The sequence below is a fragment of the Planotetraspora phitsanulokensis genome (assembly GCF_016863295.1).
Taxonomy (GTDB): domain Bacteria; phylum Actinomycetota; class Actinomycetes; order Streptosporangiales; family Streptosporangiaceae; genus Planotetraspora; species Planotetraspora phitsanulokensis.
This window is the reverse complement of sequence record NZ_BOOP01000022.1, coordinates 222053-242506: the sequence shown is the minus strand read 5'-3', so window position 1 is coordinate 242506 and position 20454 is coordinate 222053. Positions and strand designations below refer to the sequence as shown.

The 20454-nt window shown below is 70.2% G+C and carries 16 protein-coding genes; 8 read left to right on the top strand and 8 right to left on the bottom strand.

The genetic code is table 11. The annotated features are described in order from the left end of the window. Positions 1 to 239: 239 nt before the first annotated feature. Entirely contained in the window at positions 240 to 1841 is a 1602-nt protein-coding gene (locus Pph01_RS24945; RefSeq protein ID WP_204075570.1) for a sensor histidine kinase, read from the bottom strand. 179 nt (positions 1842 to 2020) lie between these two features. Between Pph01_RS24945 and Pph01_RS24940 the strand changes: the two genes are divergently transcribed. The 4 genes from Pph01_RS24940 (at position 2021) to Pph01_RS24925 (ending at position 5131) form a co-directional block, all read left to right on the top strand. Continuing rightward, a complete protein-coding gene (locus Pph01_RS24940) occupies positions 2021 to 2650 on the top strand; it encodes a nucleoside/nucleotide kinase family protein (protein ID WP_204075569.1) in 630 nt (209 codons plus the stop codon). Positions 2651 to 2714: 64 nt separating this feature from the next. Beyond that, positions 2715 to 3776 carry a pirin family protein gene (locus Pph01_RS24935; protein ID WP_204075568.1) on the top strand — a complete coding sequence of 354 codons (1062 nt, stop codon included), beginning with the start codon at positions 2715 to 2717 and terminating at the stop codon, positions 3774 to 3776. Between the two features lie 56 nt (positions 3777 to 3832). After that, positions 3833 to 4546 carry a maleylpyruvate isomerase family mycothiol-dependent enzyme gene (locus Pph01_RS24930; RefSeq protein WP_204075567.1) on the top strand — a complete coding sequence of 238 codons (714 nt, stop codon included), beginning with the start codon at positions 3833 to 3835 and terminating at the stop codon, positions 4544 to 4546. Positions 4547 to 4939: 393 nt separating this feature from the next. Beyond that, positions 4940 to 5131 (top strand): hypothetical protein, encoded by a 192-nt coding sequence (locus Pph01_RS24925; protein WP_204075566.1) that lies wholly within the window; start codon positions 4940 to 4942, stop codon positions 5129 to 5131. A 586-nt stretch (positions 5132 to 5717) separates the two neighbouring features. Here the strand turns inward: Pph01_RS24925 and Pph01_RS24920 are convergent. The 4 genes from Pph01_RS24920 to Pph01_RS24905 all read right to left on the bottom strand — a co-directional run bounded on the left by Pph01_RS24920 (position 5718) and on the right by Pph01_RS24905 (position 10992). Then, positions 5718 to 8303, bottom strand: a complete 2586-nt coding sequence (locus Pph01_RS24920) for a sensor histidine kinase (RefSeq protein ID WP_204075565.1) — start codon at positions 8301 to 8303, stop codon at positions 5718 to 5720. Between the two features lie 304 nt (positions 8304 to 8607). Further along, positions 8608 to 9342 (bottom strand): YcnI family copper-binding membrane protein, encoded by a 735-nt coding sequence (locus tag Pph01_RS24915; RefSeq protein WP_204075564.1) that lies wholly within the window; start codon positions 9340 to 9342, stop codon positions 8608 to 8610. 152 nt (positions 9343 to 9494) lie between these two features. Then, positions 9495 to 10046, bottom strand: a complete 552-nt coding sequence (locus Pph01_RS24910) for an MFS transporter (protein WP_239116985.1) — start codon at positions 10044 to 10046, stop codon at positions 9495 to 9497. Between the two features lie 136 nt (positions 10047 to 10182). Continuing rightward, positions 10183 to 10992, bottom strand: coding sequence for a CPBP family intramembrane glutamic endopeptidase (locus Pph01_RS24905; protein ID WP_239116984.1), 810 nt, complete (start codon positions 10990 to 10992; stop codon positions 10183 to 10185). Between the two features lie 186 nt (positions 10993 to 11178). Here Pph01_RS24905 and Pph01_RS24900 point away from each other — a divergent pair, with 186 nt between their 5' ends. Further along, positions 11179 to 11859, top strand: coding sequence for a hypothetical protein (locus Pph01_RS24900; protein WP_204075562.1), 681 nt, complete (start codon positions 11179 to 11181; stop codon positions 11857 to 11859). A 49-nt stretch (positions 11860 to 11908) separates the two neighbouring features. On the opposite strand, the gene Pph01_RS24895 is transcribed toward Pph01_RS24900, so the two are convergent. Then, complete coding sequence (locus Pph01_RS24895; RefSeq protein ID WP_239116983.1) at positions 11909 to 12964, bottom strand: polysaccharide deacetylase family protein; 1056 nt, start codon at positions 12962 to 12964, stop codon at positions 11909 to 11911. Positions 12965 to 13174: 210 nt separating this feature from the next. Then, the gene (gene manA, locus Pph01_RS24890; RefSeq protein WP_204075561.1) at positions 13175 to 14281 is read right to left on the bottom strand and encodes a mannose-6-phosphate isomerase, class I; all 1107 of its coding nucleotides are present in this window, start codon (positions 14279 to 14281) and stop codon (positions 13175 to 13177) included. A 698-nt stretch (positions 14282 to 14979) separates the two neighbouring features. On the opposite strand from manA, the gene Pph01_RS24885 reads away from it, so the two are divergent. Next, a complete protein-coding gene (locus Pph01_RS24885) occupies positions 14980 to 16386 on the top strand; it encodes an LCP family protein (RefSeq protein ID WP_204075560.1) in 1407 nt (468 codons plus the stop codon). A gap of 350 nt (positions 16387 to 16736) precedes the next feature. On the opposite strand, the gene Pph01_RS24880 is transcribed toward Pph01_RS24885, so the two are convergent. Continuing rightward, on the bottom strand, positions 16737 to 17750 hold the full coding sequence (locus Pph01_RS24880; protein ID WP_204075559.1) for a hypothetical protein: 1014 nt from the start codon (positions 17748 to 17750) through the stop codon (positions 16737 to 16739). A gap of 221 nt (positions 17751 to 17971) precedes the next feature. Between Pph01_RS24880 and Pph01_RS24875 the strand changes: the two genes are divergently transcribed. Both Pph01_RS24875 and Pph01_RS24870 read left to right on the top strand, forming a co-directional pair. After that, positions 17972 to 19321 (top strand): LCP family protein, encoded by a 1350-nt coding sequence (locus Pph01_RS24875; protein WP_204075558.1) that lies wholly within the window; start codon positions 17972 to 17974, stop codon positions 19319 to 19321. 122 nt (positions 19322 to 19443) lie between these two features. Further along, positions 19444 to 20451 carry a sulfate ABC transporter substrate-binding protein gene (locus Pph01_RS24870; RefSeq protein ID WP_204075557.1) on the top strand — a complete coding sequence of 336 codons (1008 nt, stop codon included), beginning with the start codon at positions 19444 to 19446 and terminating at the stop codon, positions 20449 to 20451. The last annotated feature ends 3 nt before the right edge of the window (positions 20452 to 20454 follow it).

Below are 20454 nucleotides of genomic sequence, written 5' to 3'. Positions count from 1 at the left end.
GTCATTCGAAAACCTGTTTGAATGATGTCACGCATGAGGCCATACATCCATTGCCGTACACGACAATTTCCCAGGTGAGAGCGTCAGGAGATGTCCGGACATCAACGGCATCCCGTTGTCGGATTCCGCTAGTTGCCCGCCTAGATGCCCGCCGCGGGGCTCCCAGGGAAACGAACGACGGCAGATCGCCGGACGTAGAGACCGCGCTCCTCGAGCCATGGCCTCACGCACGGGACCAGCTACACGAGCGGGACACTCCAGGTCAGGAAGGTGCCGCCCTGCGCGGGAGACACGGCCTCGAAGCGGCCGCCGAGCCGTACCGCTCGCTCCTCAAGATTGCGCAGGCCGCTGCGCCTGCCGCTTTCCGGCAGCCCGACCCCGTCGTCCCGTACGACGAGGGTGAGCCGGCCGTCCGCCACCTCGACGCAGACGTCGGCGCGGCAGGCCTTGGCATGACGGACGATGTTGGACAGGGCCTCTCGCAGCACCGCCGCCGCCTGTTCCGCCAGCTCAGCGGACACCTGGTTGTCCAGCTGGCCGTCCATCCGCAAGCCGGGCATGAAGCCGAGGCGCGTGCCCGCGTCGGCCACGAGACCGACGATCTGCGCCCGGAGGCCGATCTCCCCGAATTCGCCGGGCGCCTGCAGCGCGAAGACGGTCGAGCGGATGTGCCGGATCGTCTCGTCCAGCTCGTCGATGGCGTGGCGGAGGCGACCGGCCCCCTCGGGCCGCTCCATCATCCGCACAGTGCTCGTCAGCATCATGGCGACGGCGAACAGACGCTGGATCACCACGTCATGAAGATCCTTGGCGATCCGGTCGCGGTCCTCGAGCAGCCGCAGCCGCTCCGTGTCCCGCCGGGACTCCGCCAACTCCAGCGCGATCGCCGCGTGCCCGGCGAAGGCGTGCAGCATCCGTGACTCCGCCGCGGTGAACGAGGCGCCGCCCTTCCGTTTGCACACGGAGAGAACCCCACGAACGGCCTCGGCCTTGCCGATCGGAACCGCGACGACCGGTCCCGCGGGCATCCGCCCCGCGACCACGGCCGGCATGCCGGCCTCGGCGAAGTCGTCCACCATGACCGGCCTGCCGAGCGTGAACGCCCGCCCGCCGAGCGACCCCTCGACCGGGACCTCCGAACGGGCGATGTCCAGGGCCGCCGGGCCGTCCGCGACGACGACGTGCAACGTGGTTCGATCCTCTCCCGGCAGGAGGACGGCCGACACGTCGCCGCCCGTCATCTCCCTGGCCCGGCGCGCCATGAGGGCGAGCACGTCGTCGGAGGAGACCCCACAGAGCAGATCAGTCGTGACCTGCGACGACGCCTCCAGCCACAGCTCCCTGCGCCGGCTCTCCTCATAGAGCCGCGCGTTCTCGATCGCGACCCCCGCGGCCCCGGCCAAGGTGGTCACCATGGCCTCGTCCTGCTCGTCGAAGTCGCCGCCGTCGAGCTTCTCGACGAGACACAGATGGCCGACGGCCTCGCCTCGGACCAGGACGGGCACGCCCAGGAACGCCTGGGCGGAACCGCTGCGCGCCAGCCTCACCGGTCTGTGGTCCTCGGTGAGCAGGCGCGGCGGCTCCACACCGCCGACCTCGGCGACGTCGAAATCGGCGCCGTCGGCCTTGATCAAGGCTCCGCGGCGCGCGTCGACCAGGGAAGTGGCCGCTCGCACGATCCGGCAGGTCACCGTCTCGGGATCGAGATCGCCGCCGACGGCGAGGAGAGCCTCCAGCAGCGCGTTCACACGGTCACGGGAGACCCGCACAGTGTCGAAGCGCGTCTGCGGCTCAGTCACCGGCTCGCCCAGCCGCACCGGGCGACGCTCCCTCTCGCCCATATCGTGAATTGTCGCACCCGTGCAGGTCAGCGCCCATCCCAAGGGGGTAATGGCATGGCCGCGCGGGTCATGGCACCCCAAGGTCACGGCACCGCCCTGCCCGTTCCGCACCCGGGGTTCCCCGACTCGGGCGCGCTATCCGGATCCGGGTTCCCGGCGGGGACCGGGATGATGGACCTGTGCGCGCTCGCCCGGTCTCCCCTTCGCTCCTTGTGGAAGAACTCGCCGACCGCATCGCGTCCGAGCCTCGCGACTCGTGGCTGCGGGTCGCCGTCGACGGCGCGCCTCCCACCGGGCCAGGGCGGCTGGCGGACGAACTCGTCACTCCGCTGCGCGTGCGGGGGCGCGAGGTCGTCCGGGTGTCGGCCGCCGACTTCCTGCGCCCGGCCTCCCTCCGGTTCGAGTTCGGCCGTACGGATCCCGACGTCTTCTACGCCGAATGGCTGGACGCCGCGGGGCTGACCAGGGAGGTCCTCGGCCCGCTGGAGCCCGGCCGTACGGGCAGGGTCCTTCCGGCGCTGTGGGACAGCGTCAGGGATCGGGCCACTCGCGCCCCCTACGTGACGCTGCCGCCAGGCGGCGTCGCTCTGGTGGACGGCCCGCTCCTGCTCGCCCACGCGCTGCCCTTCGACCTGACCGTGCACCTGTCGTTGTCGCCGGCCGCCCTCACCCGCCGTATGGCCGCGGAGGAGCAGTGGACGTTGCCCGCCTACGACCGGTACGAGCGGGAGATCGAGCCCTCCCGGACGGCCGACGTGGTGATCCGGATGGAGGACCCGCGCCACCCCGCGGTGATCACCCAACGGTGAGCCGAGACGGCGGTCACATGCCGCACGTCTCCAGCAGGCGCAGCCAAGGCCGTACATTTTGGGCATGAGCAACCTGGAACAGGACCCGCTGGAGACGGTGTGCGTCGGGACGGCGCCGGATGGCCCGGTCGCGGAGTTCCTCACCGGACGCGACGTCGTGCTCGGCGGTCCGCGGGGAATGAAGGTGACCAGGACCCTGCCGAACCGCGATCGCCGGATGGTCGGGGCCTGGTGTTTCATCGACTACTACGGGCCGGAGACGGCCGTCATGCGCCTTCCTCCACATCCGCACACCGGGCTGCAGACCGTCAGCTGGCTGGTCCAGGGCGAGATCCTGCACCGGGACAGCGTCGGCAGCGAGCAGCTCGTCAAGCCGGGCCAGCTCAACCTCATGACGGCGGGCCGGGCGATCTCCCATTCGGAGGAGTCGCCGGGTGAGACGGTCCTGCACGGAGTGCAGCTGTGGATCGCCCTTCCCGACTCCCAGCGGAAGGTCGCCCCTCACTTCGAGCACCATCAGGCCCTTCCCGAGCTGGGTGGCGCCGGCGCGAGCGTGACGGTCATCCTCGGCGAGCTGGGCGGCGCGACGTCCCCCGCGCAGACCTACACCCCTCTGGTCGGAGCCGAGATCAATCTGGACGGCGGCGCCGAGATCACAATTCCGCTGCGCCCCGACTTCGAGCACGCCCTGTTGGGACTCACCGGAGCGGTCGAGGTCGCGGAGACGGAGACAGCGCAGGAGACGGAGGCAGAGACAGGGACCGAGGCAGGGTCCGAGGCAGGGTCCGAGGCAGGGACCGAGGCAGGGACCGAGACGGGGACGGACGGCGGCGAAGACGCCGTGCTCGAACCCGGCCCCCTGCTCTACCTCGGCTCCGGCCGGGACCATCTCTCGCTGCGCGCCCGCAGGCCCGCGCGACTGCTGCTCATCGGGGGCGAGCCGTTCGAGGAAGAGATCATCATGTGGTGGAACTTCGTCGGCCGTACTCACGAGGAGATCGCCGGCTACCGCGAGGAGTGGACCACAGGCACGGCCTTCGGCACGGTCGACGGCTTCGACGGCGCCGCGCTGCCCGCCCCCACCCTGCCCGTGACGCCGATGAGACCGCGCGGCCGCCGCAGGTAGCGATCCCGCGGGTCGTGCCTGGTGAGACCACGCCGTACGGGGGTAACGCTGAGGGCATGACCACAGAATCGGATCAGCTTGCGGATCTCGACCCGTTCGAGATCTTCGACGACGAGGCGCGACGGCTGGACCGGTTCTTCTCGTCCCTCGACGAGCAGGGCTGGGACCAACCGTCGCGGTGTGCGGGATGGACCGTCCGCGATGTTCTCGGCCACCTCGCGGGCGAGGAGCTCTACAACCAGGCCTGCCTCGACGAGGACATCGCCGGCTTCTTCGAGATGCTCGGCAGAGAGGGAGTGGAGCGGGGTTTCGACGCCTTCAACGAGTGGTGCATACGACGTCGACACGAGGTGCCGGTGGCCGACGTGCTGCGGGAGTGGCGCACCAAGAACGGTGAGACCCGCCGCCGGATGCGCGCCCTCGGCCGCGACGCCATGATCGCGACCTCCGTCGGCCCCTACCCGGCCGGCCTGCAGACCTTCCACTACGCCTCGGAGTACGCGACGCACGCCGACGACATCGGCGCGCCCGTCACCGGCAAGGAGGCCGGAGCCCGGCTCAACTGGCGGACGCGCTTCGCCGAGTTCGTGCTCGACGAGGTCGGGTCCAGCGCCCACGTCGAAACCGGACCGGGACGGGTCTCCGTGCGGATCGACAACATGAGCACCCGGCTGGATCCGGAGGAGTTCGTCGAGGCCACCGTGGGTCGGCTGCCGGACGATCACCCGCTTGATCCGCGGGTGCGCAGCGCGCTGCGCTGCCTGGCGTGACACGCCGAGATCCGGAAGGCCGCCGGGAGAACGGGTGAGAGGTCTCCGCGCCCGCTACGGCTGCCGGCGCCGTGGATGCGGTGCACCGAGGCCGGAAAGCCGGCCGCCGGACGCGGAGACCCAGGTAATAAGACCGCCAGGGGGCACTCGACGACAGTCGTGCCGCTGCCCGCGCCCACCGGCCGCGCCGGACGCCCCTGCGTGCCCGCCGTCGAGGTCCGCTGAGAACGGCGCGGCTCCTGTTGCGGCCACAGGCACACCGGCCGATGCGGGGGCCAGTGCGGTGGCCGGCGCAGGGATCGGTGTGGCGGCGGGGGCCGTCGTGAGGACCGCTGCAGGATCAGCAGCCAGGCCGGCGGCAGCAGCAGGATCGCCGCCACGGCCAGGAACCGCATGTACTGCACGGGCCGCGTGAGCTGGACGGACTGCGCGGATCGTACGGACCGAGCAGGCTGGACGGACCGCACGGACTGGGCGGCGGACTGGGCGGCGGACCGGACGGGCGCCGCCGGGCTCGTCGTCGGATCGGCCGACGACGACGGCCGGAAGCCGATCGGCGGCATGGACGAGATCGCCAGGACCTGAGGCGTAGACGGGCTCCCCCTCTCACCACCGAGCCGGACACCCCCGGTTCCGTTCGAACCGGTGCCGGACACCGGGCGGGTGCCCTGCCACGCGGGACTGGGAGCACCGGGCCGTGCGGACGGACGCCGTGCGCGCCGACGGGCGGCGGGCCGCCTGCGGCGGTCGTCCGGACACGATCTCCTCGGCGGAGCGGTGGCCCGGCGCAGTGCCGGAGCGGAAATGGCGGGTGCGATATTCACACCCGATAAGACGGGGTCCATGACCCTGAGTATGAACGTCTGTTGATAGGACGTGCGCACTGATAAATGCCTCAATGTGGAGTCCCCACGCAACTCATCCCGTGGAGGCGGTTTGCCGGGGGGATCCGGACGTGTCGCTCATCCAATCGTGCAGGCGATTGGCGGCGGCACGTCAACCATGCACCGAGATCGGCCGCAATCGCAATCAGGCGCGCCCATTCATTTAGCACCCTGCAAATGACTTATCCCGAAATAATGGGCAGCAATGGAATATTCATAGATAAGTCGTCGGCGTGGTCCAGCTCTCACAGGGCGTTGCCCGGAACTCGCCGGCGCCAGGTGCGCCCTCAGCTCTCGTCGGCGACCGCCGGCGCGGTCTCGACCGCATTCTGTACGGCTTTCGCCCCCGACCAGATCGGCAGCGTGAGGATCATGGTGGTGCCGCCCCCGGGAGTCTCCTCGGGCAGGAGAGTGCCCCCCATGGCCTCCGCCAGCCCGCGCGACAGCGCCAGCCCGAGCCCGACGCCGGTGTGGTTGTCACGGTCGCCGAGCCGCTGGAACGGCATGAACACCCGGTCATGATCCTCGGGCGGGATGCCGGGACCACGGTCGATGACCCGGATCTGGACCTGCTCGCCGTGCCAGCTCGCGGTGACCAGCGTCCGCTCGGCCTCGGGGCTGTAGCGGACCGCGTTGGACATGACGTTGGCGAGGATCCGCTCGAGCAGGGCGGGGTCGGCGACCACCTCCGGGAAGTCCGGCGGGATGTCAGCCTGGACCCGACCGCTCAGATGGCCGAGATCGTCGACGGCCCTGGGGACGACCTCCTCGAGCGCCACCAGCTCCGCGGTGACGCCCAGCACTCCGGCCTGGAGGCGGCTCATGTCGAGCAGGTTCACCACGAGCCGGTTGAGCTTGACCAGGGACTCCTCGGCCGTCGCGAGCAGTTCGGAGCGGTCGTGCGGCGACCACTCGATGTCGGTGTTGCGCAGGCTCTCCACCGCGGCCTTCGCCGAGGCCAGCGGCGTCCTGAGGTCATGGCTTACGGCGGCGAGCAGCGCCGTGCGCATCTTGTCGGCCTCCGCGAGGGGCCTGACCTGTTCGGCCTCCCGCTCCAGCCGTTCCTGGCGCAGGACCACGGCCGCCTCCGCCGCGAACGCCTCCACGACCCTGCGGTCGGATGCGTCGAGCAGACGGCCGCGCAGGGCCAGCACGAGATCGTCGGCGATCGGCATCTCGGTGTCGGCGATCCCCGGACAGGTGCACGGCACCCCGCCGGTGGTGGCGACGATGCGCCACGCCTTCGGCTCGGACTTGTCGCCGAGGCTGGGCTCCACCTCCGGCCGCCGTTCGAGCAACGTGACCGAGGCGAGGCCGAAGATCTCCCTGAGCCGCGCGAGCAGCGACGGCAGTGCCGCCTCACCACGCAGGACGTGGCCGGCGAGCGCCGAGAGGACCTCGGCGTCGGCCCCCGCCCTGGCGGCCTCTCGGGTACGGCGGGCCGCGAGGTCGACGATCCAGCTGACCGAGCCCGCCACGAGCACGAACACGATCAGGGCCAGCAGGTTCTCCGGATTGGCGATCGTCCAGGTGTGCAGGGGCGGCGTGAAATACCAGTTGAGCAGCAGGAATCCGCCGACGGCCGCCGTAACGGCCGGCCACATGCCGCCCACGAGGGCCACTCCGACCACGGCCACCAGGAAGAGCAGGATCTGGCTCGGCAGGGTCAGCTCCCCGCGCAGCGGGAGCAGCGCCGCCGTCAGGGCGGGCACGCCGAGCAGGGCGAGCAACCAGCCGGCCAGCCTTCTGTTCCTGGTCAGCGCGGCCCTCGAGGGCGCGGGACGCCGTCCCTTGCTGACCTCGTCATGCGTGATCATGTGCACGTCGATGGCCCCGGACAGCGTGGTCACGGTGAAACCGACACCCCGTGAGAACAGCTGGGCCAGGCGGCCGCGGCGGGAGACCCCCATCACGAGCTGGGTGGCGTTCACTCCCCGGGCGAAGTCGAGCAACGCCCGGGGGACGTCGTTCCCCACCACCTGGTGGTAGGACCCGCCCAGGCTCTCCACGAGCGCGCGTTGCGTGGTGAGGCCCACGGGGTCCGTGCCGCTCAGCCCGTCGGCCTGCGTGACGTGGACGGCGAGCAGGTCGGCGCCCTTGGTCCTGGCCGCGATCCGCGCCGCCCGCCTGATCAGCGTGTCGCCCTCGGGGCCCCCCGTCAGGGCGACCACCACCCGCTCACGCGTCTCCCACGTGCCCGCGATCCCGTGCTCGGTCCGGTAGCGCTCGAGTTGCTCGTCGACCTTTCCCGCGACCCACAGCAGCGCCAGCTCGCGCAGCGCCGTGAGGTTGCCCACCCGGAAGTAGTTCGACAGCGCCGCGTCGACCTTCTCCGGGAGATAGACGTTGCCGTGCGCCATCCGGCGGCGCAGCGCCTCCGGCGACATGTCCACCAGTTCGACCTGGTCGGCACGCCGCACCACCTCGTCCGGCACGGTCTCGCGCTGCGGGACTCCGGTGATCTGCCGGGCGACGTCGTTGACCGACTCCAGGTGCTGGATGTTCACCGTCGAGACGACGTCGATGCCCGCCTCGAGGATCTCCTCGATGTCCTCCCACCGCTTGGCGTTGCGTGAGCCGGGGACGTTCGTGTGCGCCAGCTCGTCGAGCAGCGCCACCTTCGGGCGCCGGGCGATCACCGCGTCCACGTCGAGCTCGGTGAAGGTCGTGTCCCGATACAGGACGGTCCGCCGTGGGATGATCTCCATTCCCACGAGGAGCTCGGCCGTGTGCGGGCGGTCATGGGTCTCGACGAAGCCGACGACCACGTCCCGGCCGCGCTGCATCGCCCGGCGGCCTTCGCCGAGCATGGAGAACGTCTTGCCGACGCCTGGGGCGGCCCCCAAATAGATCCGCAGTCGCCCGCGTGGCATCCAGACCCTCCCGAGTCTGTCGAGGGCGAGATCGGGCCCGAACGCCTGCCGCGGGCACGCCCATGAATCCCCCGGCTGAATCCCAAGGTACGGCCGGCCGTTCAAAGCCTCGACGGGCCGCCTCGCGTCAGCAAACCCCGAATCGGGTCCAGGCTCGGCGATATTGACGCTCCGCATACGCCACCGGGCCGGAAATTGACGGATTTTATACGTTTCATCCCATTATTGACCGGGTGTCCGACCTGGAGACACGCGCGGCCGGCCCCGGCCGTACAGGCCCGGGACCGGCCACGGCGCGGCGGCGTCAGTTACGCGAGCGGCGCAGGCCGAGGACGCCCACAGCGGTGCCGATCAGGCCGACGGCGATGCCGACGGCGCCGATCGCCCGGGCGGTGGAGTCCGAATCCGCGACCTCCGGCGGGGCGGCGTGCCCGGCGTCTCCGAGCACGGTGGCCGTGGGCGCCGGGGACGGTGCGGCGCCGGAGGCGTCCTCGTCGGTTCCGGCGACCAGCTTGAGCGCGGGCACCGGGTGCTCGGCCTCGGAGCCGTCCGCCTTGGGCTCGTCCGCCCACTTCACGACCTCCCCGTTGGAGTAGGTCTGCGTGGCCGGGAAGTCCAGCTCGTCGACGGTCTTGGGCAGCGGGCCGACCGACACCTCGAACTCCTGGAACTGCCCGGCGCTGATCTCCCCGCCGCTCCAGGTGATCTTCAGGACCGACTCGGTGACCGTGTCCCCGTCGTCGTTGACGACCGGCTTGGGCAGCTTGCCCTGGGTCACCTTGACGTCCCACCCCGGAATCGGCCGGACCGAGACGAAGGGCAGCGGGTGGTCGGTCGGGAAGTCGACCTCCACCTTGGTGGTGGACGCGTCGTCACGCTCGTTCGGCACCCGGAACGCGACCTTGGTCCAGCTGCCCTTCACGGCACTGCCGGGGTTGATCGTGACGTGGGCGAGGGCCGGTACGGCCAGGCCGACGGTGAGGGCCAGGGCTCCGGCGGTGACGGCGCCGGCACGGCGGAACGCGGCGTTGAACGCCATGGGAATCTCCACTTCTGGGTTACGGGGAAGGACGATGACCCGTTCACGGGAACGGCGACAGCGCGCGAGCCGTACCGGAAGCGTCCCTGACCGCAGATCAGGCGGAGATCACGGAGATCACGGAGATCACGGAGACCACGAGATCGCGGAGATCACGCGGAAGACGTCCCGGCGGCGCGCACGAGAAGGCGCGGTGCGGCGGGACGGGGCGGTCCGCGCCGGGTGACGGCGTGGAGCAGCACCCGGCCGGGACGGACACGCGAGACGGTGGAGAGGAAGCCGAAGGACCGGGGCAGGACCGGCGCCGGTTCCCGGGACAGGACCGCGAGGAGGGCGCGCAACGAGCCCGTGGCCCGCGCGCCCGCCCGGCGCAGCAGCGACCACAACGCGATCTCACCGCGGGCCAGCCACCAGCCGGTGATCAGCGTGGCGGTGAGGTGGGCGATGATCATGCCCAGGTCGACGCCGAGGCCGCCGTGCGCGTGGACGGCGGGGAGCGCCGACGCGGCGGCCGGGGCCGTACGGTCGAACAGTTCGTGGAGGGACGCCTGCGCGACCACCAGCAGGACGCTGATCGTGGAGGCGCTGCGCTCACGTCCGGCCATGCCCGCCGCGACGGCCAGCACGACGGCTCCCGCCGCCAGCGCCGTCGTGAACGAGGGGATCGATCCGCCACCCAGCCGGTGCGCACCGACGGCCAACATCACGCACACGATGGCGAAGAACGCCGATCGCGCGAGACGAAGGGGTAACCGGGCGCGCATAACGTCCCACATGGTCTCACGTCGGCCGATTGGCGCAAGCCGACTTCATGAGTTTTCCGGAGGGTCAGGGCGGCCGTCAGGGGAGCCAGGAGACCTTGCCGCGGAGCAGGCCGTATCCGACGAAGGCCACGGAGTCGATCAGCGTGTGGGCGACAATCAGGGGCGTCGCCCGTCCCCAGCGCTGGTAGAGCCGCCCGAAGATCAGGCCCATCACCACGTTTCCGATGAATCCGCCGAAGCCCTGGTAGAGGTGGTACGAGCCGCGCAGCAGCGACGCGACGACCACCGAACGCCAGGGCGACCAGCCGCGCTGGGCGAGCCGGTGCAGGAGGTATCCGGCGACCAGCACCTCTTCGAGCACGCCGTTCTGTGCGGCGCCGAGGAGCAGGATCGGCACCCGCCACCATTCGGGGGGCAGCGACTCGGGGACGACGTTCAGGTTGATCCCGGAGCTGAACGCCACCAGATAGAAGGCCAGGCCGGAGCCGCCGATGGCCGCCGCGAGCGCGGCGCCCCTGAGCAGGTCACGGCCCGGTTCGCGCAGGTCGACGCCGATCGTCCGCATGGACTCGCCCGACCGGGCGAGCAGGTAGGCGACCAGCCCGACGGGGGCCACGTTCACGGTGATCTCGGCCACCTGGAGGGTGAGGTCCAGCCAGGGCCTGCCGGGCGCGAGCGATCCGATGAGGAGGGCCTGCTGCCCGCTGAGCGACTTGGGCGCGGTCAGCGCGCCGATCAGGCGGATGAGCGCGAACAGGGCGCTGGCGCCGAGCGACACGGAGAAGACGGCGACGATCTCCGGCCCGATGAGCCTGGGGGTCAGCCCGCGTAGATCGGCCGTGACCTGGGAACCGGGCTCGGAGCCGGACTGGGGGGTCGCGGTCACCGGCCCGCGCCGCCCATGGCCGGGCCCTCCGTCGCGGCGGTTACCCTGTGGCGGGTGGAGGCGTCGTCGTCCATGCCCGCAGGCTAGTCGTAGAAGGGCTGCGGTGCTCGATCGGCCCCGGGGCGTCGGGACGCCCGGACGCGACGTGCGACGACGCGGCCCGGCCCGAGCCTGAAGGAGAAGACAATGCGAGACGACGGTTCATCCGCGACCCCTTCCGCAGGCGTGCCGGCCGGGCTCACGCGGACGAGACAGGCGCTGCACGGCGTGGCCGAGCTGATCATGGCCGGCCCCCAGTACCGGACGAGCGGCACCATCCGGCTGCGCGTCGTCGCCGGAGGGTTCGCCACCGTCTCCACACCCGACCTGCGCGTCGACGGCGACTCGCTGATCACCGAGACCGGAGACATGCTGCCACTCCACGGGGTCACCTACGCCTCGCTGGCGGAGGCGGCGGGCGTCGAGGCGGGCGCGCCCGAGGGGCTCTACCAGGACGGTTCGGGCGCCGATCCGGGTCAGAGCGTGAACGTCGAGGCGGATGCCGCGGCCTACCTGACGCACTGCCTCGCCAGGGGCGACACCGAGCTTCGCCGCCTGGCCTCCGCGGCCGGTCAGGAGATGGCTCCCGTGCTCTGGCCGGAGCACTTCGATCTCGCCATCACCCTCGACGAGGTCAACTACGGCGTCTCCCTCGGCGACTCGGCGATCGACGAGCCCTACGCCTACGTCGGGCCCTGGCGTCCTCGCGAGGGCGACTTCTGGAACATGCCGTTCGGCGCCGCCCGGCCGTTGGGCGACCTCGCCGAGACCGGAGCCCTGGCGGCGTTCCTCGAGGAGGGCCGCCGCCGGACGGGCGACGCGGGCTGACCCGCCCTCGCCGAATCGGCGGGGACGGGTCGGCCGGGCCGGGTCCCGGTCAGTACGGCAGGGCCCGGGTGGCGTAGGGCGCGGCCACGAAGGGCGCCTTGAACTTCGGGAAGGCCACGGTGCTGGCGTTGCCGTCGGAGGTGAAGCGGTCGGTGGCGTTGGCGTTCAGCCAGTCCAGCCACGCGGTGGAGCAGAACTTCACGCAGTCGCCGACCTTCTCCTTGGATCGGATGCGCGGGATGCCCACCGGATCGAAGTCCTTCGTGTACGGAGAGGGCGCCGGGGTGTAGCCGGCCAGGAACACGCCGCGGAAGTCGTAGCTCGCGCCCGCTCCCGATCCCTTCATCGCCCACTTCTTGTCGTGCGGCTGGTTGCCGTACGGCAGGGCGAGCGTGACGGGAGAGAACTTGATCAGCGAGGTGACCAGCTTCTGCCCCGCGCCGATCTGCTCCTCGACCTCCTTCTCCGGCTTGCCGAGCAGGTTGAGGTGGTCGCGGGTGTGGTTGCCGATGTCGAAACCGTGGTCCTTGAGCCACTCGAGGACCTGGGTCTGCTCCTCCGGCTTGGCCATGCCGAACAGGTCGCGGATCACGTAGAAGGTGGCGACGGGCCGGAAGCCCGGGTGCTTCTTCGCCACGTCCATCAGGATGCCGACGGCGGTGTCGGGCTTCGGGTTGCCCATGCCGTCCAGGGTGAGCTGCGACGGCGATGAGTCGTCGAAGGTCAGCACGACGGGATGCTTGCCCGCCGGAATTCCGATCTTGCCGGTGACGTACTCGGCCGCGGTGATCGGGACGTAGTCCTCCTTGGCCAGGCGCTCCAGCTCGGCCCGGAACTGCTCGGGCGTGCGGTCGTCGCCGGGCGGCGGGTTCTTGATGATCCGGTGATACATGATCACGGGGATCTGACCCAGCTCGTTGGCCTTCGCCTTGGCCGCGACCTCGGTCTCGGTTTTCTTCTCCGAGGCCGCGGCGGCCATGTTCCTCGCCTTGGCGCGAGCCGCGGCGGCCTTTTCGTCCGCTTCTCCCCCGGACATGCACGCGGCGGACAGCGCGGCGACGCTGAGCGACGCTACCCCCACGCCGAAGACCCTCAAGCGTCCCATGGCTCCCCTTCCAACGGGCACCGGATGACGATGAGTGACTTCCTACCCCGGACCATGGTCGAACTCACGGAGAGTGGGACAAACATCACCCAGCGTGAATCTCCGTGATGCTTACCGTCCGCGACGCTTGGCGTCAGGACCGAAGGGGTGTCCGGCCACCTCAGGCGAGGGCGGCGGAGCCCGCGCTCACACCCGCGCTCACGTCTGTGCCTACACCTGGGGCTCGGCGCTGAACACGGTCCCGTCGCCGGACAACTCGACCGGACCGTCCGAGGCCGGCACGAACACCGACTCTCCGGGGTGCAGCTTCACTTCCGCGTCCTGCCGGGCGACCGTCACGACGCCCTCCGTGCAGACCACGATCCTGGCCACCGCCCGGTCGAGGACGTGACCGTCGCCGGAGGTGATCCGGCGAAGCAGGAACTCGCGGGCGGGCGGCACATAGGCGTCGCCGTCCTGGACGACCTGCAGCGGCTGGGCGTCCGGCACGGTGATCCGCAGCAGTTCCTCGACGTCGATCCGCTTGCCGGTGAGACCCGCCCTGAGGACGTTGTCCGACCCGGCCATGATCTCGACGCCGAACCCGTCGAGGTAACAGTGGAGCACGCCGGCCCCGAGGTAGAGCGCCTCGCCCGGAGCCAGCTCGTGCCGGTGCATCAGCAACGGCGCCAGCACGGCGGGATCCTCCGGGTACTGCCGGGCCAGCCAGCAGACCAGCTCGTAGTCGGCCAGGTGGACCGAGGCCGCCGCCCACACGATCGTGTCGACCAGCTCACGCTTGGAGCCGGGCCACTCCAGCAGCACGCGCAGGGCGCCGAGCACGTCGTCGGCCGCCAGGCGCGACACGACCGGCTGCAGCGCCTCCACCTGCAGCCGCTCGACCAGCATCGCCGACTGAGCGGCCGGCCGGAATCCGGCGAGACCGGAGAACGGGGTCAGGGCGCAGATCATCTCGGGCTTGTGCCACGGGTCGGAGTAGTTGGAGTCCCCCCGCGCGAAGGCCTCGGCCGCCTGCTCGGAGGTGGGGTGCACCTGGAGCGACAGCGGCTGGTCGACCGCGATCAGCTTCATCAGGTACGGCAGGCGCTGCCCGAACCGCTCGATGGACGGTTCACCCAGGCTGCCCACGGGATCTGCCGCGACCACCTGGTCGAGGGTCGTCTCGGCGCCGTCCCGCACCAGGCGCGACGGACCCGACGGGTGCGCCCCCAGCCACATCTCGGCCTCGGGGCCGGCGGCCGCCCTGCCGGTCAGGCCGGCGATGGCCGTCCGGGAGCCCCACGCATAGTCCTTGATCGGGTTGGAGAGCGGATCCACGTGCTTCTGTCCCTCATGGCCGGCGGATGTGCCCCGGGGCGGGCACAGTGAGGTCCGAGCCTAACAACGCCCGGGTGCACAGGACTCGGGTGGTGGGTGAACTGTGGGAGACGACACCTCCGCTCCGACGGCGGAGGCCTGGGACGGCGGCGGCACACCTCTCCGGGCGGCACCGCACCGGCCCGTGATTAAGAGAACAACACTCCGCTCACCAAAGCAGCGAAAAGTCGCCGATCACGAGATCGTGGACGGCTAGCGTCATCGCCGACTCATCCGTTTCGCATACGAGTCAGGGATGGCTCCCCACCCTCCGGAACAGGCGGGCCCGCGCCGGGCCCGGCCCTCCCCACCGCGACGGTCCAGCAGGCGGCAGGGAGGAGTGAGTGGTAGATGGTCGAGCATCCGCGGTACCGACTCCAGGTCCCGTGCCCTCCGTCGCACGGAGCGATCACCCGGAAGCGACGCGGACCACCCGGTCATCGCAACAATCATCACTGGATTTCTCGGCATTTTTCACAACTTTTCGCCTCGCACTCGCATCTATAAAGAGGAAAGCGGGGGCGTGAACACCGCTCGCGAACTGCGTGCCGGTGGCTGGAAGCGAACACTCAGAATCCATCGCTACACTTGCCCCGGTTTGCCGCGCTGGCTCTCGATTTGGGCGTAAGCCCAGGTCCGAACCTCAGGAGTCATGAAGAGTGGGTCTCGTCGACGTCCGGCCCGCGCCACCAGTAGAGGATCCGCCGGCGGCACCGCGTATCGTGCCGAAATGGCGGGCCTGGCTGTGGACGGTGCTCGCGGCGGTGCTCGGGGTGCTCGTCGGCGCGTCGAGCTTCGTGGTCTCGGGATACTTCAAGCTGAGCGGCAACGTCCGGCACGAGCAGGTGACCCCGCAGGAACTCGGCACGCGGCCGGCGAAGATCAGCCAGGCGCTCAACGTCCTGATCGTCGGCTCCGACCAGCGCAACGGCTCGAACGCGAAATACGGCAAGTTCGTCGGGGAGCGGACCGACACCATCATCCTCGCCCACATCTCCCCGGACCGGGACGGCGCCGTCCTGATCAGCTTCCCCCGTGACTCTCTCGTCCAGCTGCCCTCCTGCCCGGCCAAGAAGGGCCTCACCGGGCAGCACCCCCACGTCGGGATGATCAACGAGTCGTTCAACTCCGGCGGCATCGCCTGCACCTGGAAGACGATCGAGACCCTGACGGGCATCCACATCGACCACTTCGTCAAGGTCGACTTCACCGGCTTCAAGTCCATGGTGGACTCGCTCGGCGGCGTGCCGGTGTGCCTTCCGCAGCCGATCAACGACACCAAGGCGCTGCTCCACCTGACCGCGGGCAAGCACACGCTCCAGGGCGAGCAGGCGCTCGGCTACGTCAGAGCCCGATACAGCATCGGCGACGGATCCGACATCGGCCGCATCCAGCGCCAGCAGATGTTCCTCGCCTCCATGGCGAAGAAGGCGATGAGCGGCGAGACGCTGACCAACCCCCAGACGCTGTTCGGCTTCCTCGACGCCATGACGAAGTCGATCACCACGGACCCGGACCTCACCGTGGGTGTGCTGAAGGACCTCGCGATGAGCGCCAAGGGCCTGACCGCGGGGCAGATCCGCTTCGTGACCACGCCCTGGCGTTACTCGGTCTCGAACCCGGGCCGGGTGGAATGGGTCGAACCCCAGGCCGACAGCCTGTTCAAGATGGTCGCGGCCGACCAGATCGCCGACAACGTCAAGAGCGGCGAACAGAAGATCCCCAAGTCGCAGGTCCAGATCATCGTCCAGAACGGCTCGGGCCGGCAGGGGCTCGGCCCACAGGTCGCGGCGCAGCTCGAGCAGCGCGGCTACCACGTCGTGAAGGTCGCGTCCGCGAAGAAGCCGTCGAAGAAGACGCTGGTCAAGTACGGGCCCAACGGCGAGAGCCGGGCGCCGCGCCTGGTCGGCGAACTGAAGAAGTCGAAGACCCAGGCCGTGCACGACACCGACACCGAGTCGCTCGTCCTGGTCGTCGGAGCGGACTGGGCGGGCCTCAAGTCGCCCAAGTCGCTGGACGACGTGGACGGCTTCGACGCCACCCAGGACACCTGCGCGGCCTCCTGAGCGACCGGATACCTGAGACAGGGCCCCTGGACGGACCGCTCCTCAGCCGGGGACCCTGCCCCTCGACGGTCCGCGCCCCTGGACGGGCCACGCCCCGGACGGGACCCCGCCCGGAACGGATCACCAAAGGTTCACCGACGACGAATCGCCCGGCCGAGCACGATGCTCGGCCGGGCGATCACATTTCCGGCGCTGGACGTCGGGGCGTCCCGGCAGCCGAGGGACGCGCGGACCCTCGCGTCGAGGACCGCGCGCGTCCCCAGAACGGTCAGCTCAGAACAGCCGGCCCGGAACAGTCCGGCCCAGAACAGTCAGTCCAGAACAGTCAGCTCCGGCCCGGAACAGCCGGCTCAGAACAGCCAGCCGAACAGGCCGCCGCCACCGTTGTCGTCACCGCCGCCGTTCTGGCTGGGCGTCGGGGTCGCCGTCGTCCGCGTCGGCTTCGGGGTGGGGGTCGGCTTGGGCGCCGCCGGTGTGGAGGTCTGGGGAGCCGTGGGAGTGGCCGTGGGCTTGTGCGAGGCCGGGGCCTTGGTGACGGTGGCACTCGGTGAGGCCGTGGTGCGAGGGGTGGCCTTCGGCGTCGCCGTCGTCACGGGCGTCACCGGCGTCAGGACGTCACCCGGATCCGCCTCCTCCGACGTGGCGGGGTCGTCGACCGGCACGACCGTGGCCTTCGCCGAGGCGGCCGGCGGCTTCGCGGTGCATCCGCCGGACGGGCAGGGGTCGGCCGACGGTTGCCCGACCCAGGCCGCCAGCGCCCAGATCGCGCCGATCACGACCGCCGCGACCGCTCCCGCCCGCAACAGCACGCTCTTGCGCCCGCTCTCGGGGACCTCGCCGGGACGTGGTCCGTCCCGCCATCCGGACCCGAGGAAACCACTCGGCTCGGCGCCGCCGTCCTCATACGGGCGCCGCCTGCCGTCGGGGTCGTCGCCGCGCATGTCGGCGGCGTTCCATTCGCCGGTTGCCTCCCACTCGTCGGTGGCGTCGCGCCTCGCGTCCCAGTCGGCGCGGGAGTCGTCCCGGCCGTCCCAGTCGCCGCGGGAGTGATCGCGGCCGTCCCAGTCGCCATCGGCCTCGCCGCGGCCGCGATCGGCCCACTCGTCGCGCGGCTCACCGGAGTCGAGCGCCTCGTGGGCGGCTCCGTCCTCACCGCCGACGCGTTCACGATCGGCCTTCCGTCTCCACTCGTTGGAGAGGAGATCACCGCCGCTGTCCTCAAGGGAGCGGCGATCCGCCGTGTCGTCGAGATCCTCAGACCAGTACTGCTCTCCCTCCACTCCGTGCGGTCCGCTGCGTGAGACGTACGGCCGAACGAAAGATCCGTTCTGATCCATGGAGTCGTCAGAGCCAGGGTCGACCATGACGGTCCTTCCTATAGCCAGGCTTGCTCGCGCAACTTCTTAGCATCATCCGACACCAGTTGTACGGAAATTTCACAACAATCACTGTAAACACAGTGATCGACACCTGCCCCGACGCTGATTTCCCAAGGTAGAGCCCAAGATCTCGTCACGTGCCTCTGTAAAGGCCGGGAGCTGGGCACATCCGGCCTGTCGGACAACGATCAGGTCATGAGGTGCGAATGCGGGGCGAACGGGCGGCCGTCTGCCGGGTGCTGGCGCTCACCCTGGGCTCGGCGGCCCTGTGGGGCCTCGCCCATCTGATCGCCGGACGGACCCGGGCCGGCCTCGCCCTGGCGACCCTGTACGTGTTGCTGCTCGGGACGGTCATGACCGCGGTCACCGCGCTGCGCCCGGCCCTGTTCCGGTTGCTCGTGCAGCCCGAGTGGCTGGGCCGGCTGATCATCGCCGCGCTGTCCGTGGCGGTGATCTGGTCGGCCGTCGTCGTACGCTCCTACTTCCTCGTACGGCCGGCCGAACTGAGCGATCGCGGACGCCGCCTCAGCAGTGGCGTCGTCGCGCTGATCTGTGTCGCGCTGGTCGCTCCGCTCGCGGTCGCGAGCCGGATCGCCTACGTCTCGCGCGACGTGCTGACCGCCCTCTTCGCGTCGGCGGAAGACGGCCCATGGGGCGAGCGGGCCAGGCTGAACGTCCTGCTCGTCGGCGCGGACGCGGCCAAGAACCGTCCCGGCGCGCGGACCGACAGCCTGACCGTGGCGAGCGTCGACACCCGCACCGGGCAGACCGTGCTGTTCGGGCTCCCCCGCAACCTGGAGCACGTGCCGCTGCCGCCGGGCCCCGCGCGCGACATGTTCCCCTGGGGGTTCCAGGGGACGAGCACCACCACGCCGGGCCTGCTCAACGAGGTCTACGAATGGGGCGCCGACCACCCGGAGACCGGCCCGGGACTGGAGGCGCACGACAGAGGGATCGCGCTGCTCAAGGGCACGGTCGGCGAGATTCTCGGAATCCCCGTCGACTACTACGCGATGGTGGACATGCGGGGGTTCCGCCAGGTCGTCGACGCCATGGGCGGCGTCCGGGTCGCCATCAGGCAGGACATTCCGTACGGGCTGGAGGGCGGGGTGCTCCCGGCGGGCACGCGCCTGCTCGACGGCGAGCAGGCGCTGTGGTTCGGACGCTCGCGGACCGGTAGCGACGACTACACGCGCATGGCGCGCCAGAAGTGCCTGCTCAACGACATGGCCAAGCAGGCCGACGCGATGACCGTGCTCCGGGGGTTCGAACGGATCGCGGACGCGGCCAAGCAGTACGTCAGGACCGACCTTCCGCAGCGCCAGCTGCCCGCTCTGGTCCAGTTGGCGGGGAAGGTGCGCGGCGCCGAGATCCGGAGCCTGTCGTTCGTGCCCCCACTGATCAACACGGCCGCCCCGGACTGGTGGCTCATCAAGAAGCGGGTCGCCCAGGCGTTGTCCGCGCGCCCCCGTCAGATCTCTCGCACCCCCACGCTCAGCCCGCCACCTGCGGCGACTTCCGCGACGACGCCGCAGGCCCTCGACGCGATCTGCTAGCCGCCGCCCGGTGACCGGGGATCGGCGCGATACCAAAAACCTACTCGACTTGACGGGAATCTACCTTCGGCTCTTTAATGACGACGAAGCCGACTTATTAAGTAGGAATAAGGGAGATGGGCATGAGAGTGCGCAGGCTCGGGGGTATCGCGGCGGCCGTCGTGGCGACCACAACCCTGGTCACCGCCTGCGGGGGAGGAGGCTCTGCCGGAGGGGACGGCAAGATCCAGCTGGCGCTGGTCGCCTACTCCACACCGCAGGCGGCGTTCGAGGACATCATCAAGGCGTACCAGAAGACGCCCGAGGGCAAGAACATCACCTTCACCCAGTCGTACGGCGCCTCCGGCGACCAGAGCCGCGCGGTCGCGTCCGGCCTCAAGGCCGACATCGTCGAGTTCTCGCTCGAGACCGACATCACCCGTCTCGTCGACGCCGGCCTCGTCGCCCCCGACTGGAACCAGAACGCCACCAAGGGGTTCCTGACCAAGTCGATCGCCGTCATCGGGACCCGCAAGGGCAACCCGAAGGGCATCAAGACCTGGGACGACCTCATCAAGCCCGGCACCGAGGTCATCACGCCCAACCCCTTCACCTCGGGCGGCGCCCGCTGGAACCTGCTCGCCGGCTACGGCGCCAAGTCGGGCAAGGGAGCCGACCAGGCGGCCGGGCTCGACTACGTCGGCAAGCTCCTCGCGAACGTGCCCGTCCAGGACGACAGCGGCCGCAAGTCGCTGCAGACCTTCGTCGGCGGCAAGGGCGACGCGATCATCACCTACGAGAACGAGGCGATCTTCGCCCAGCAGAACAACCAGCCGATCGACTACACCGTGCCCGACTCGACCATCCTGATCGAGAACCCGGTCGCCGTGACCAAGAACTCGGCCCACCCCAAGGAGGCGGCCGCCTTCCTGAAGTACCTCTACTCCTCCGAGGCCCAGACGATCTTCGCGAAGAACGGCTACCGCCCGGTGATCGACGGGGTGACGGGCTTCACCTTCCCGACCCCGCCGCAGCTGTTCACCATCAACGACCTCGGCGGCTGGCCGAAGGTCACCAAGGACTTCTTCGACGCCAAGACCGGTCTCGTCGCCGACATCGAGCGCAAGCTCGGCGTGGCGACGGAGAAGTGATCC